The 14318-nt window shown below is 73.3% G+C and carries 12 protein-coding genes and 1 tRNA gene; 3 read left to right on the forward strand and 10 right to left on the reverse strand.

Annotated elements, in window-relative coordinates:
- Window positions 1-23: 23 nt before the first annotated feature.
- The 10 genes from CHB94_RS08495 to argS form a co-directional block, all read right to left on the reverse strand.
- Window positions 24-680, reverse strand: coding sequence for an L-threonylcarbamoyladenylate synthase (locus CHB94_RS08495; protein WP_254920500.1), 657 nt, complete (start codon window positions 678-680; stop codon window positions 24-26).
- A 148-nt stretch (window positions 681-828) separates the two neighbouring features.
- Window positions 829-1695 carry a peptide chain release factor N(5)-glutamine methyltransferase gene (gene prmC, locus CHB94_RS08500; RefSeq protein WP_089336136.1) on the reverse strand — a complete coding sequence of 289 codons (867 nt, stop codon included), beginning with the start codon at window positions 1693-1695 and terminating at the stop codon, window positions 829-831.
- Window positions 1692-2756 carry a peptide chain release factor 1 gene (gene prfA, locus CHB94_RS08505; RefSeq protein ID WP_254920501.1) on the reverse strand — a complete coding sequence of 355 codons (1065 nt, stop codon included), beginning with the start codon at window positions 2754-2756 and terminating at the stop codon, window positions 1692-1694. The genes prmC and prfA overlap by 4 nt, the downstream gene beginning before the upstream one ends.
- An 85-nt stretch (window positions 2757-2841) precedes the next feature.
- Window positions 2842-3078 (reverse strand): 50S ribosomal protein L31, encoded by a 237-nt coding sequence (rpmE, locus tag CHB94_RS08510; RefSeq protein ID WP_089336138.1) that lies wholly within the window; start codon window positions 3076-3078, stop codon window positions 2842-2844.
- A 219-nt stretch (window positions 3079-3297) separates the two neighbouring features.
- Window positions 3298-5484, reverse strand: coding sequence for a transcription termination factor Rho (gene rho / locus CHB94_RS08515; protein ID WP_089336139.1), 2187 nt, complete (start codon window positions 5482-5484; stop codon window positions 3298-3300).
- 240 nt (window positions 5485-5724) lie between these two features.
- Window positions 5725-6648, reverse strand: a complete 924-nt coding sequence (thrB, locus tag CHB94_RS08520; RefSeq protein WP_254920502.1) for a homoserine kinase — start codon at window positions 6646-6648, stop codon at window positions 5725-5727.
- A 167-nt stretch (window positions 6649-6815) separates the two neighbouring features.
- Entirely contained in the window at window positions 6816-7895 is a 1080-nt protein-coding gene (gene thrC / locus CHB94_RS08525; protein ID WP_217899227.1) for a threonine synthase, read from the reverse strand.
- Window positions 7892-9190 carry a homoserine dehydrogenase gene (locus tag CHB94_RS08530; RefSeq protein ID WP_089336141.1) on the reverse strand — a complete coding sequence of 433 codons (1299 nt, stop codon included), beginning with the start codon at window positions 9188-9190 and terminating at the stop codon, window positions 7892-7894. The genes thrC and CHB94_RS08530 overlap by 4 nt, the downstream gene beginning before the upstream one ends.
- 73 nt (window positions 9191-9263) lie before the next feature.
- A complete protein-coding gene (gene lysA, locus CHB94_RS08535; RefSeq protein WP_089336142.1) occupies window positions 9264-10757 on the reverse strand; it encodes a diaminopimelate decarboxylase in 1494 nt (497 codons plus the stop codon).
- A gap of 58 nt (window positions 10758-10815) precedes the next feature.
- A complete protein-coding gene (gene argS / locus CHB94_RS08540; RefSeq protein ID WP_089336143.1) occupies window positions 10816-12477 on the reverse strand; it encodes an arginine--tRNA ligase in 1662 nt (553 codons plus the stop codon).
- Window positions 12478-12639: 162 nt separating this feature from the next.
- Between argS and CHB94_RS08545 the strand changes: the two genes are divergently transcribed.
- The 3 genes from CHB94_RS08545 (at window position 12640) to CHB94_RS08555 (ending at window position 14251) form a co-directional block, all read left to right on the forward strand.
- Window positions 12640-13416: a thioredoxin-like domain-containing protein gene (locus tag CHB94_RS08545; protein ID WP_089336144.1), complete on the forward strand. Its 777-nt coding sequence runs from the start codon at window positions 12640-12642 to the stop codon at window positions 13414-13416.
- Window positions 13416-14120 (forward strand): DUF305 domain-containing protein, encoded by a 705-nt coding sequence (locus CHB94_RS08550; RefSeq protein ID WP_089336145.1) that lies wholly within the window; start codon window positions 13416-13418, stop codon window positions 14118-14120. The genes CHB94_RS08545 and CHB94_RS08550 overlap by 1 nt, the downstream gene beginning before the upstream one ends.
- Before the next feature lie 59 nt (window positions 14121-14179).
- A tRNA-Arg gene (locus CHB94_RS08555) sits at window positions 14180-14251 on the forward strand.
- Window positions 14252-14318 lie beyond the last annotated feature (67 nt).

A 14318-nucleotide genomic window follows, 5' to 3' on the forward strand; every position in this document is an offset into this window, starting at 1 on the left:
CGCGACCCTCCGTGGCCGGTCTGTCAATCGGTCAGGTCGGGAGCGATCTCGCGCAGGCGGTCGACGGGGATCGCGCCCACTCGCAGGACCCGCGGAACCGGCCCGGTGCAGTCGACGATGGTGCTCGCCGCCGAAGCGTCGCGCGATCCGCCGTCGAGGACGACGGCGGCGTGCGCGCCGAGCTGCTCCTCCGCCTCCTGCGCCGTGGTGGCAGCGGGCCGGCCGGAGCGGTTGGCGCTGGAGACGGCGAGCGGCCCGGTCCGCCGGAGCAGGTCCCGTGCGACCTCGTCGTCGGGCAGCCGGACGGCCACCGTGCCCTCGGCGTCGCCGAGGTCCCAGGCCAGGGACGGCGCGTGCTCGAGCACCAGGGTCAGACCGCCGGGCCAGAACGCCTGCGCGAGCTCGTGGGCGACCGGCGGCAGGTTCACCACCAGCCCCGCCAGGGTGGACGCCTCACCGATCAGCACCGGGACGGGCATGGTGCGGCCGCGGTTCTTGGCGGCCAGCAGCCCGGTGACGGCTGCGGGCGTGAAGGCGTCGGCCGCCACGCCGTAGACGGTGTCGGTGGGCAGCAGCACCAGCTCGCCGCGCGCGATGGCAGCGGTCGCGGCGTCGAGGCCGGCGGCGCGCGCGGCGGGGTCGGAGCAGTCGTAGGTCGTCGGGGTCGATGGTGTCGCCACGGACGGCGAGTCTGTCACCCGGACGCCGGCGCGCCCCGAGGCACCTACGCCGAGCGGTGCCCGGGCGCACTCGTCGGTCAGGTCCGCGCGCCCCGCCGATCGCTGCCGGTCAGGCGCCGGGCCAGCAGCGCCGGCCGATCGGCGCACGCTATCCCGTCGCCGGGCGTCGGCGGGCGGTCGTGAAACGCGGCCGGCCGGCGAGGTCGGGATGGTCCTCGACATCCGCGAATGCGCCGTGCGCGCGGACGAGCGCCGGGAGGGAGCCGCCCTGCTGGTCGGCGTGCTCGATGCCGAGCCACCCGCCGGGATGCAGCAGCCGCGCGGCGACGGTCAGCATCCCGCGGACGACGTCGAGCCCGTCCGGTCCGCCCCAGAGTGCGAGCGGCGGGTCGTGGTCGGCCACCTCGCGCGGCAGCACGGCGTCGTCCGGTACGTAGGGCGGATTGGACACGACGACCGTGACCCGGCCGTCGAGCTCCGAGAGCAGCGCCGGGTCGGTCATGTCGCCCTCCACGACCCCGACGGGCGTGTCACCCGCGGCCACCCGGGACAGCGCGTTGTGCCGGGTCCACTCGATCGCGCCGCGATCGCGCTCGACGGCCGTGACCCGCGCGCCCGGGTGCTCGTGCGCGATCGACAGCGCGATGGCGCCCGAACCACTGCCCAGGTCGACGACGATCGGCCCGTCCAGACCGGCCAGCCGCTCGAGCGCCCAGCCGGTCAGCTGCTCGGTCTCCGGGCGGGGCACGAAGACCCCGGGCCCGACGGCGAGCTCCAGGAAACGGAAGGGGGCGCGCCCGGTGAGGTGCTGCAGGGGTACCCGGTCGGCGCGCTGATCCAGCAGGGTGGCGAACCGGACGGAGACGTCGTCCGGCACGTCGATCAGCGTCAGCAGGCGACCGCGGGACACCCCGAGGACCGTCGCCAGCAGCAGCTCGGCGTCCACCCGGGGTGACTCGACCCCGGCGTCCGCGAGTCGATTCGCGGCGTCGGTGAGCAGGGACCGGACGTTCAGGAGCCGGCCGCCAGCAGCTCGGCGGTGTGCGCCGCGGTGAGCGCGTCGATGACCGCGTCGAGATCGCCGTCGATCACCTGGTCCAGGTTGTGCGCCTTGTAGCCGACCCGGTGGTCGGCGATGCGGTTCTCGGGGAAGTTGTACGTCCGCACCCGCTCGCTGCGGTCCATCGTCCGCACCTGGCTGCGCCGCTGGTCACTCGCCGCGGCAGCAGCCTCCTCCCGGGCGGCGGCCAGCAGCCGGGAACGCAGCACCCGCAGCGCCGACTCCCGGTTCTGCAGCTGGCTCTTCTCGTTCTGCGAGCTGACCACGATCCCGCTGGGCAGGTGGGTGATGCGGACCGCGGAGTCGGTCGTGTTGACGCTCTGCCCGCCGGGCCCGGAGGAGCGGAAGACGTCGATGCGCAGGTCGTTCGGGTCGACGGTGACGTCGACCTCCTCGGCCTCCGGCAGCACGAGCACGCCCGCCGCGGACGTGTGGATGCGGCCCTGGCTCTCGGTGACCGGGACGCGCTGCACGCGGTGCACCCCGCCCTCGAACTTCAGCCGCGCCCAGATCCCCTCGTCCGTCCGCGACTTGATCGCGACGGCGACGTCCTTGTACCCCCCGAGCTCGGCGTCCACGGCGTCGAGGATCTCGGTGGACCAGCCGCGGCGCTCGGCGTAGCGCAGATACATCCGCAGCAGGTCGCCGGCGAACAGGGCCGACTCCGCGCCGCCCTCCCCCGCCTTGATCTCGAGGATGACGTCCTTGTCGTCGTCGGGATCCTTGGGCAGCAGCTGCTCCTGCAGCCGGCCGGTCAGCTCCTCGATCTGCGACTCCAGAGCCGTGGCCTCGGCGGCGAAGGAGGCGTCCTCGCCGGCCAGCTCCCGCGCCGTGCCCAGGTCGCCACGGGCCTCGTCGAGCGCCCGGGCGGTCTCGACGAGCGGTGCCAGCTGGGCGTAGCGGCGGCTCAGCCGACGGGCGCGCGACTGGTCGGCGTGCACCGCGGGGTCGGCGAGCTCCCGCTCCAGGGAGGCGTGCTCGTCGAGCAGGACGGACAACCGGTCGGGCGAGCTCACCGGAGGACTCCTCTCTCGGGACGCGGACATGACGACGGCGCCCGCCCCACCCCCGGAGGGGCGGGCGCGGGCGCCGTCGGAGGAGCTACTTGCCGGCGGTCTCGGAACCGGCGGCGGCGCGCTTGCCGAACCGCTTCTCGAAGCGGGCGACGCGGCCACCGGTGTCCAGGATCTTCTGCTTGCCGGTGTAGAAGGGGTGGCACGCCGAGCAGACCTCGACCGTCAGCTGACCGGTCGGCGACGTGCTGCGGGTCTGGAACGTGTTGCCGCAGCCGCAGGTCACGGTGGTGACGTTGTAGGCCGGGTGGATGTCGGGCTTCATATCGCCTCTTCTGCGAAAGTCTGGGTCGTTCGGGGGGTGGAACGCCGGCGGCCGGCCGAAGATTCCGGCCGCGCAGCGGGGCTCGGTCGGCCAGTCTCCCAGATCGGGAGACCGGCCCACCGCCCGCCCCCGTCGGCCCCCCTGCAGGGGCCCGCCACGAGCGTGCGAGTGGTGGGGGGCAGGGGGGTCGTCTTACGAGCCGCGGGGGGCAGGGGGTCCTTACTCGTTGCCGGGCCCCAGCGTCGTCTTCTGGATCTGCATCAGGAACTCGACGTTGTTGCGCGTCTTCTTCAGCTTGTCCAGGAGGAGCTCCAGCGCCTGCTGGGGCTCCAGCGCGGCGAGCACCCGGCGGAGCTTGATGACGATGGCCAGCTCGTCGGGGTTCATCAAGATCTCTTCCTTGCGGGTACCCGACGCGTTCACGTCGACCGCCGGGAAGACCCGCTTGTCCGCCAGGCGGCGGTCGAGCTTGATCTCGGCGTTACCGGTGCCCTTGAACTCCTCGAAGATGACCGTGTCCATCGTGGAGCCGGTCTCGACCAGCGCCGAGGCGATGATCGTGAGCGAGCCGCCGTTCTCGATGTTGCGGGCCGCGCCGAGGAAGCGCTTGGGCGGGTAGAGCGCCGTGGAGTCGACACCACCGGAGAGGATCCGCCCGCTGGCGGGGGCCGCCAGGTTGTAGGCGCGGCCCAGGCGGGTGATCGAGTCCAGCAGGACGACCACGTCGTGGCCCATCTCGACCAGGCGCTTGGCCCGCTCGATGGAGAGCTCCGCGACCGTGGTGTGGTCCGACGGCGGCCGGTCGAAGGTCGAGGCGATGACCTCGCCCTTCACCGAGCGCTGCATGTCGGTGACCTCCTCGGGCCGCTCGTCGACGAGGACGACCATGAGGTGGCACTCGGGGTTGTTCGTGGTGATCGCGTTGGCGAGCGACTGCAGCACCATCGTCTTGCCGGCCTTGGGCGGCGACACGATCAGCGCGCGCTGCCCCTTGCCGATCGGCATGACGAGGTCGATGACCCGGGTGGTCAGGACGTGCGCCTCGGTCTCCAGCCGCAGCCGCTCCTGCGGGTAGAGCGGCGTCAGCTTGGTGAACTCCGGCCGGCGCTTGGCCTGCTCGGGGTCGAGCCCGTTGACGGTGTCGAGCCGGACCAGCGCGTTGTACTTGTCCTTGCGCTCGCCGTCGCGGGGCTGCCGGACAGCACCGGTGATGGCGTCACCGCGACGCAGACCGTATCGGCGCACCTGCGACAGCGAGACGTAGACGTCGTTCGGCCCGGTCAGGTAACCCGACGTCCGGACGAAGGCGTAGTTGTCGAGCACGTCGAGGATGCCGGCGACGGGCAGCAGGACGTCGTCCTCGCTGACGGTCGGCTCGCCCTGGTCGAAGCGCTCGCGTCCGCCGCCGCGCTTGTTGCGGTCACGGTAGCGACGCCCGCGACGGCCGCGGCCACCCTCGAAGTCGTCGTCGTCGTCATCGCTCTGGTTGTTCCGGCCGTCGTTGCGGCTGTCGTTGCGGCTGTCGTTCCGGTTCTCCGGCCGCCCAGTGCGATCGTTGCGGTCGCCGCGGTCGGGGCCCCGGTTGCCGTCACGGTTGTTCCCGCCGTCACGGGCACCGGCGCCCTCGCGGGCACCGCCGTCACGGACGCCGCCGTCACGGTTGTTGCCACCCTCACGGGAGCTGCCGTCACGGTCAGCGCGGTTGCGGCCGCGGTCGCGGTTGCGCTGGGGCCGGTCGCCGTCGGTGCGCTGCTCACCCTCGTCGGGCGCGGTGTCGGTCGAGGGCGGCGCGGTGTCGGTGACGGACGACGCGGTGTCGGTCGAGGGCGACGCGGTGTCGGTCGAGGGCGACGCAGTGTCGGTGACGGACGACGCGGTGTCCGTCACGGGCGCTGTCTCGGTCGCACGCTCACCGGCTGCGGCCGAGTCGGCCGCCGGCGAACCGGCCGGCCGACTGGCGCCACGGCGCGAGCGCACGGGGCGTGACGGGCGCTCGGTGGCGCCGGTCAGCGGACCGCCGTTCGCGCCGCCGCTGATGGGAGCCTCGAGCGGAGCGGAGGAGGCGGCGATACCGCGGGCCTCCGGGGCGCCGCCGGCAGCAGGAGAGCCGCCAGGAGCAGGGGTGCCTTCAGCAGCCGGGGCGTCGTTGGTCGGGGCGCCCGCCGCAGCGGACCCGCCGCCGACCTGGCGAGCGGAGATGGCGGCGACGAGGTCGCCCTTGCGCATCCGACCGGTGCCGGAGATGCCCAGCTCGCCGGCGAGCCGCTGCAGCTCGGGCAGCAGCATCCCGGCCAGTCCGGTGCCGCGGCGACGGGGGCTGCCCGTCGTCCCAGAAGCGGCAGTCGCCTCGGTCGGGCCGGCAGCATCCTGCGTACCGGTCACGACGAGGTCGGTGGTTTCACTCACGTACAGGTCCTTCCCTGCGGTGACCTGCGCCTACCGGCGCAGGGGTCCCCCGGCCCCTGGAGGTCCGGCCCGGAGGCGGGAACGCACGAGGGAACGGGACGAAAATTGCGAGGCGGATCAGCGGCGAAGAGATCGTCTGCTTCGGCCCCGCGCGAGGCGCGCCCGAGTGGGCGGCTACGCCGTGAGCCTAGACGCAGCTCACGGACTCGACAACACCGGTGGGTTCCAGCGTGTTCCTCGTTACCGAGACGATACCTGAGCGTTCCCATGGAACACACGGGCACCGTCGGGGTCGACCTGCAGGGGAAGGACCGCCCAGTCCGGCGGGCTGAGGTCGTCGATGGCCCGCAGGTGGTCGGCATCGGTCGGCTCGCTCCCGTCGCGGGACGGCCGGGCGAGGACGAGGACGCTCGGCCCGGCGCCCGAGACCACCGCGGCCAGCCCTCGCTCGCGCAGCCGGTCGACCAGTGCCAGCGACTCGGGCATCGCCGCGGTCCGTTGCCGCTGGTGCAGCCGGTCCTCCGTCGCCGCCAGCAGCAGCTCCGGCTCGCGGGTGAGCGCGTGGACGAGGAGTGCGGCCCGTCCTGCCGCGTGCGCCGCGTCGGCGTGCGGAACGGCGTCGGGCAGCAGCCCGCGGGCCACGTGCGTGGACAAGGTGCCGGACGGGACGAGGACGACCGGGGAGACGGAGGGATCGACGTCCAGCCGGGCCGCGCGTGCACCCCCTGGTTCCATCCACGACAGGGTGGCTCCCCCCAGCAGGCAGGGCGCGACGTTGTCCGGGTGCCCCTCGAGCTCGGTGGCCAGCCGCAGGACGGCGTCGAGGTCGATCCGGTGGGCGTCCGGGCACAGCGACCATGCGCCGACGACGCCGGCGACGACAGCGGCCGCGGACGAGCCCATCCCCCGCCCCTGCGGGATGCCGTTCTCCGCGACCAACCGCAGACCCGGCGGCGTCCAGTCCAGTTCCGCGCACGCCGCCCGGAAGGCACGGACGACGAGGTGGGACTCGCCCGCCGGCAGCTCGCCGGCACCGACACCGGAGACCACCACCTCCAGTCCGGAGCCGGTGACGGTGAAGTCGAGGACGTCGTGGCAGGTCAGCGCGAGGCCGGCGCAGTCGAAGGCCGGGCCGAGGTTAGCGCTCGTCGCCGGGACGCGCACCCGTACCGTGCCGACCGCGTCCGGGGCCGGCTGCCTGCAGGGTTCCGCCGCGAGCCTGCGAGTGGTGGTGGGCAGGCGGTCCTTCTCCGAGCGTCGGGTGGCCTCGTCCGGGGCGCCGCCGCGAACTTGCGAGCGGTGGGGAGGACGGGGTCCTTCCAGTGGTCCTGTCATAGACCGAGCTGCGCCGCGGCCGCCCCGGCGTCGACCGGGATCGTCACGGGGGCGGGGGCTCCCGAGATCGCCCATTCCGGGTCCTTGAGGCCGTTCCCCGTGACGGTGCAGACCACGCGCTGACCGGGTTCCAGCTCACCGGCGGCGGCGACCTGCAGGAGGCCTGCCACCGAGGCCGCGGACGCCGGCTCGACGAAGACGGCCTCGCTGCGGGCCAGCAGCCGGTAGGCGGACAGGATCGCCCGGTCGGTGACGGCGTCGATGCGCCCGCCGGACTCGTCGCGGGCAGCCAGGGCCTTGGTCCAGGATGCCGGGTTTCCGATGCGGATGGCGGTCGCGATCGTGCTGGGGTTCTCCACGACCTGGCCGGTGACGATCGGCGCTGCCCCGGCGGCCTGGAACCCCCACATGCGTGGCGTGCGGGCGGCGGTGCCGTCGGCGGCGTACTCGCGGTAGCCCTGCCAGTAGGCGGTGATGTTCCCGGCGTTGCCGACGGGCAGGCAGTGGATGTCCGGGGCGTCCCCGAGGACGTCGACGATCTCGAACGACGCCGTCTTCTGACCCTCGATGCGGTACTGGTTGACGCTGTTGACCAGGCTCACCGGGTAGTCGATCGCGAGCTTGCTGGCCAGCGTCAGGCAGTCGTCGAAGTTGCCCTCGACCTGCAGGAGCTTCGCGCCGTGCACCAGCGCCTGCGCGAGCTTCCCCATGGCGATCTTCCCCTGCGGGACCAGCACGGCGCAGGTGATCCCGGCACGGGCGGCGTAGGCCGCGGCGCTCGCACTGGTGTTGCCCGTCGAGGCGCAGATGACCGCCTTCGAGCCCTCCTCGACGGCCTTGGTGATCGCCATCGTCATGCCGCGGTCCTTGAAGGAACCGGTGGGGTTGGCGCCCTCGACCTTGAGGAAGACCTCGCACCCGGTGCGACGGGAGAGCTCCGGGGCGGGCAGCAGCGGGGTCGCGCCCTCGTGCAGGGTCACCACCGGGGTGTCGTCGCTGACCGGCAACCGCGACCGATAGGCCTCGATCAGCCCGGGCCATCCCGGGGAGATCACTCCCCGCACGCCTACCGTCATGACAACCCCTCCACTCGCAGCACGCTCGTGACGCCCCGGACGACGGGCATGTCCCGCAGCGCGGCGATGGTGGCAGAGAGCGCGGCGTCGGGGGCGCTGTGGGTGACGATGACGAGGGTGGCGGCGTCGCCGTGCCCGTCCTGGCGAACGGTGGCGATGCTGACCTCGTGCCGCGCGAACTCGTGCGCGACCGTCGCCAGGACACCGGGCCGGTCAGCCACGTCCAGGCTCACGTGGTAGCGGGTCGGGGTGTCGGCGATCGGCCGGACGGCCAGGTTGGCGTAGCCGGTGGGCCCCTGACCGGAGGCCCCGGCCAGCCGGTTGCGCGCGACGGCGACGAGGTCGCCGAGGACGGCGCTGGCGGTAGGCTCTCCCCCGGCACCCTGGCCGTAGAACATCAGCTGCCCGGCGGCCTCGGCCTCGACGTACACCGCGTTGAACGCGCCTCCGACCGACGCCAGCGGGTGCGTCGTCGGGATCATCGCGGGGTGCACCCGGACGGCCACCGAGTCGCCGTCCTCGTTCCCGTTCTCCACCCGCTCGCAGATGGCCAGCAGCTTGACCGTGCAGCCGATCTCCGCGGCGCGTGCGACGTCGCTGGCGGAGACCGCGGAGATGCCCTCGCGGTAGACGTCGATGGCCGACACCGGCGTGTGGAACGCGAGCGAGGCGAGGATCGCCGCCTTGGCCGCCGCGTCGAACCCGTCGATGTCGGCCGTCGGGTCCGCCTCGGCGTACCCCAGGTCGGTGGCCTCGGCCAGCGCCTCGGCGAACCCCGCACCGGTCTCGGCCATCCGCGAGAGGATGTAGTTGGTCGTGCCGTTCACGATGCCGACGACCCGGCGCAACTGGTCGCCGGCCAGCGACTCGCGGAGGGGACGCAACAGCGGAATGGCGCCGGCCACCGCGGCCTCGTAGTAGAGGTCGACGCCGGCCTTCGCGGCGGCGGCGTGCAGCAGCGGGCCGTCGTCGGCCAGCAGCGCCTTGTTGGCGCTGACGACGGACTTGCCGGCCTCGAGCGCGGCGAGGATCAGCGTCCGGGCCGGCTCGATCCCGCCGATCACCTCGACGACGAGGTCGACGTCGTCGCGGGCGACCAGCGCCTCCGCGTCCGTGGTGAGCAGGTGCTGCGGGACGTCGGGGTGGTGGGCCGGCCGCCGCACCGCGATACCGGCCACCTCGACCGGCCGGCCGACGCGGGCGGTGAGGTCGTCGGCCTGCTCCGAGATCAACCGCAGGACGGCGCTGCCGACGGTCCCGCAGCCGAGCAGGGCCACCTTCAGGGGCTTGGTCACGAGTCCTCCTCGCCGGGGCTCGTCGGCCTCGTGCCCGGCAGTGCTCTGTACTCGGGGGAATTCGCCAGCTCGTTCACCTCTGCGCTCCGACCGGGTGCTCGGGTGCCGGCTGGGACGGCGCCGGTGACGGAGCCGCCTCGCCGGCCAGGACGGCGTCGAGCGCGAACACGTCCGACAGTGTCTGCCGCCGGATGATCTCGGCGGCCGAACCGCCCCGCACGGCGACCACCGGCGGCTTGAGCAGGTAGTTGTAGTTGCTGGCCATCGACCAGCAGTAGGCCCCGGTGGCGGCGACCGCGAGGAGATCCCCCGGCTGCACGTCCGAGGGCAGCCAGAGATCGCGGACGAGGATGTCGCCGCTCTCGCAGTGCTTGCCCACCACCCGGCACAGCGCCGGAGGAGCGTCGGAGATCCGGTTGGCCAGGACGCAGGTGTAGTTCGCGTCGTAGAGGGCGGTGCGGATGTTGTCGCTCATCCCGCCGTCCACGGACACGTAGTTGCGCACGAGCGGCGTGCCGGGCGCGCCGCTGGCGCCCAGGCGGACCGGCTTGATGGTGCCGATCTCGTACAGGGTCACCGTGCCGGGGCCGGCGATCGCGCGACCGGGCTCGACGGCCAGCCGGGGCACCGGCAGGCCGAGCTGGGCGCACTCGGCGGCGATGACGGTGCGCAGCTTCCCGGCGACGTCCCGGGGGCTGACCGGGTCGTCCTCGGCGAGGTAGGCGATGCCGAAACCGCCGCCCAGGTTGAGCTCGTCGAGCACCTCCCCGGTGGCCTGGTGCACCTGACCCAGCAGCCCGACCACCCGGTGTGCCGCGGCCTCGAAGCCGGCGGTGTCGAAGATCTGGGAACCGATGTGACTGTGCAGCCCGGCCAGGTGCAGCGCCGGCTCCCGGATCACCCGGACCGCGGCGGTCAGGGCGTCGCCCGTCGCGAGGGAGAAGCCGAACTTCTGGTCCTCGTGGGCGGTGGCGATGAACTCGTGGGTGTGCGCCTCGATGCCGACGGTGGCGCGGATGAGCAGCGGGACCGGCGTGCCACCGGCGGCGACGCGGGCGGCGGCGAGCGGCACCAGCCGGTCGATCTCGTCGAAGGAGTCGACGACGACGTGCGCGATGCCCGCGTCGACGGCCAGCTGCAGCTCCACCAGCGACTTGTTGTTGCCGTGCAGCGCGATCCGCCCGGCCGGGAAGCCGGCGGCCAGGGCGAGGGAGAGCTCGTTGCCGCTGCAGGCGTCCAGGTGCAGGCCGTCGTCGGCGATCCAGCGCGCCACCTGGCCGCAGAGGAACGCCTTCGAGGCGTAGTGCACGTCGGCGTCGGTGAAGGCGCTCGCGAAATCCGCGGCCCGGCCGCGGAAGTCGTCCTCGTCCAGCACGAACAGCGGGGTGCCGTGCGTGCGGGCCAGGTCGGTGACCGGCAGCCCGCCCAGGTGCAGCTCCCCGTCGATCCGCTCGGCAGAACGCGGCCAGACGTGCGGGTCCAGCGCACCGAGGTCGCTCGGCGGCGCACCCGCGGCGCTCGGCTGCTGGATGTTCCCGTGGAGAGGGCCGGCCGGGTGCGCTCTCACAGCAACTCCAGGACGTCGATCCGACGGTTCCTGCCCGGCAGCCCCGCCGGTCGCGCCCTCACATCCGCTCCGGGGCGGACACACCCAGGACGTCGAGGCCGTTGCGGAGCACCGTCGCGGTCGCCGCGCAGAGCCACAACCGGGCGGTGGTCAGCGCGGTCGCCTCCTCGTCCCCGCGCGGCAGGACCCGGCAGGAGTCGTAGAAGCGGTGGTAGGTGCCGGCCAGCTCCTCGAGGTAGCGGGCCACCCGGTGCGGCGCCCGCAGCTCGGCCGCGGCGGTGAGCACCCGCGGGAACTCGCCGATCGCCCGCAGCAGGTCGCTCTCCCGCTCGTGCGCGAGCTGGGCGACGTCGACGTCACCGGCCTCCCCGAGGGCGAGCCCGAGGTCGGCGGCGTTGCGCAGCACCGAGGAGATCCGGGCGTGCGCGTACTGGACGTAGAAGACCGGGTTGTCGTTGGTCCGCCGGCTCCAGAGGTCCGCGTCGATGTCGATCTGCTGGTCGACCGAGGCCCGGGCGAGGGCATAGCGGGCCGCGTCGGTGCCGACGGCGTCCACGAGGTCGGTGAGCAGCACGAAGTTGCCCTTGCGCTTGCTCATCCGGACCGGTTCGCCGTCGCGCACCAGGTTGACCAGCTGTCCGATGAGGATCTCCAGGTGCGTCGCCGGGTCGTCACCGGCCGCGGCGACCAGCGCCTTGTACCGGCCGACGTAGCCGGAGTGGTCGGCGCCCAGCATGATCACGACCCGGTCGAAGCCACGGGCCCGCTTGTCGAGGTAGTAGGCGCAGTCGGCGGCGAAGTAGGTGGGCTCGCCGTCGGCCTTGACCAGCACACGGTCCTTGTCGTCACCGAAGTCCGTCGTCCGCAACCAGACCGCACCGTCGGCCTCGAAGACGTGCCCCTGCTCCCGCAGCTGGGCTACCGCCTTCTCCAGCGCGCCGGACTCGTGCAGCGTCTTCTCGGAGAAGAACGTGTCGAAGTGGACGCCGAAGCCGTCGAGGGTGGCGCGGATGTCCGCGACCATGGCCTCGACGCCGCGCTCGGCGAAGATTCGCACCTGCTCGTCCTCCGGCAGGTCCAGCAGACCCGGAACGGCGTCGACCACCTGCCGGCCGACCGTCTCGACGTAGTCGCCCTGGTAACCGTCCTCGGGCACGGGCCGACCCAGCGCGACGGCCTGCAGGCTCCGCCCGAACCGCTCGATCTGCGCGCCGGCGTCGTTGACGTAGTACTCCCGGCTGACGCTGGCGCCGCTGGCCTCCAGCAGCCGGGCGAGGGCGTCCCCCACCGCTGCCCACCGGGTGGAGCCCAGGGTGACCGGCCCGGTGGGGTTGGCGGAGACGAACTCGAGGTTGAGCCGCTGTCCGGCCAGGACGTCGGTCCGCCCGTACGCGGCCCCGGCCGTCACCGCCTGGACGGCGATCCGCCCGAGCGCGCCCTCGGCGAGGGTGAGGTTGAGGAAGCCGGGACCCGCGACGTCGACGGCGGCGATGCCCGGCTGCGCGGCGAGGTCGGTCGCGAGCAGCCCGGCGACCTCACGGGGCGGCCGGCCGGCGGCCTTGGCCAGCCGCAGGGCGACGTTGGTGGCGTAGTCGCCGTGCGCCCGGTTCTTGGGCCGCTCGACGACGACCTCGTCGGGTACCTCGACCGCGAGCGCGCCACGGTCGACGGCCGCGGCCACGACGGTCCGGACGACGTCACGCAGCTGCTCAGGTGTCACCGGACGAGCGTACTGACCGGCTGCACGCGCCTCGCCGGCCCGCCTCGTCCCAGCCACCACACGCTCCCAGGGGTCGCACAGGGAGCCGACCTAGACTCGCACGGCGACGGGCTGCCCGTGTCCGGCAGCCGTACCCCAGGAACCCAGCATCGAGGAGAGGCCTTGGCCAAGGACCGCAAGCCCGCGACCGGCAACGGCAGGCCTGCCGGCAAGCGGGCGCCGGCCGGCAAGGGCGGGCGCACCCGGCCCGCGGCCAACGTCGTCGCCCCGCAGCGGCCCTGGGGCCTGATCGCCGCGGCGGTGGCCGTGGTCGTGTTCGCCGCCGCCGTCATCACCTACGCGGTGATCCAGGTGAACAGGTCCAAGGAGGACGAGGTCCAGTCGATCGACGAGATCGACGGCGTCCAGACCTTCGACTACGCGGCCGGCCAGGAGCACGTGACGACCGAGGTCGACTACACCGAGTCGCCGCCGGTGGGCGGTCCCCACGACGGCAACTGGGCGGACTGCACCGGCACCGTCTACGACGTCGACATCCGGCACGAGAACGCGGTCCACGGCCTCGAGCACGGCGCCGTCTGGATCACCTACAACCCCGACCGGGTGTCCGACGGCGACATCGCGAAGCTGGCCGACCTGGTCGAGGGCGAGAACGGCCGGATGCTCTCCCCGTACGCCGGCCTCGACTCCCCCATCAGCCTCCAGTCGTGGAACCACCAGTTGAAGGTCGACTCGGCCGACGACATCCGCATCGAGCAGTTCGCCGACTTCCTCACCTTCCGCGCCGGCGAGTTCCCGGAGCCCGGCGCCAGCTGCGAGAACCCGGCGTTCGCGGCCGACCCGCTCACCGAGGCCGACAGCAGCACCCCGATCGGCCCGAGCGACATGCCCACCGCGCCGACGCCCTCGGCCGACCCGACGGAGACCAGCGCCCCCTGATGACCGCACCCGTGGTCCCGCAGACAGCCGAGGTGGAGGACGACGTGACCGTCCCCGGAGCCGCTCGCCGCAGCCCGCTGCGGACCGTCCTCCTGGCCGTGATCGCGGTCGGCCTGGTGCTCCTCGGCGGCGGCCTGGCCGTCGCGCTGGGCATCGGGCGGACGGCCGACCCGACGGTGGACTCGGTCGACGCCGGGTTCTCCCGGGACATGGCGCGCCACCACCTGCAGGGCGTGGAGATGGCCAACCTCGTGGCCGAGCGCAGCCAGGACCCCGAGATCCGCCAGCTGGCGTTCGACATCTCCGCCGCGCAGACCAACCAGGCCGGCCGGATGCAGGGCTGGCTGGCGCTGTGGGGGCTGCCGACGACCGGCGGGGACACCATGGCGTGGATGTCCGACTCCGGTTCGCACGCCGGCCACGACATGCCCTCGGACGGTGCCCTGATGCCCGGCATGGCGACGGAGGAGGAGCTGGCGAACCTGCGGCAGCTGTCGGGGACCGCGTTCGACGTCGAGTTCCTGCGGCTGATGATCCGGCACCACCAGGGCGGCAGGGACATGGCGGAGTACGCCGCCGAACACGCGCAGGAGCGGGCCGTCCGGGAGCTCGCCGACACGATGGCGCAAACCCAGACGGCCGAGACCGGGACCATGACCGACATGCTCGCGGCGCGCGGCGGCACCCCGCTCCCGGCGCCGTGAGGGCCTGCGTCCGGCCCCCGTCGGGCGGCTGATAGCGTTCTCTCCGCACGAACGGACGAGCCCCCGTAGCTCAGGGGATAGAGCACTGCCCTCCGGAGGCAGGGGCGCAGGTTCGAATCCTGCCGGGGGCACTCATCCGATCCACGCCGACGCGGCCCGGCGACCACATGCGGTACGCCCGAGCCCGCACTAGCGTCC

This window comes from Blastococcus mobilis (assembly GCF_900188025.1).
Taxonomy (GTDB): Bacteria; Actinomycetota; Actinomycetes; order Mycobacteriales; family Geodermatophilaceae; genus Blastococcus_B; species Blastococcus_B mobilis.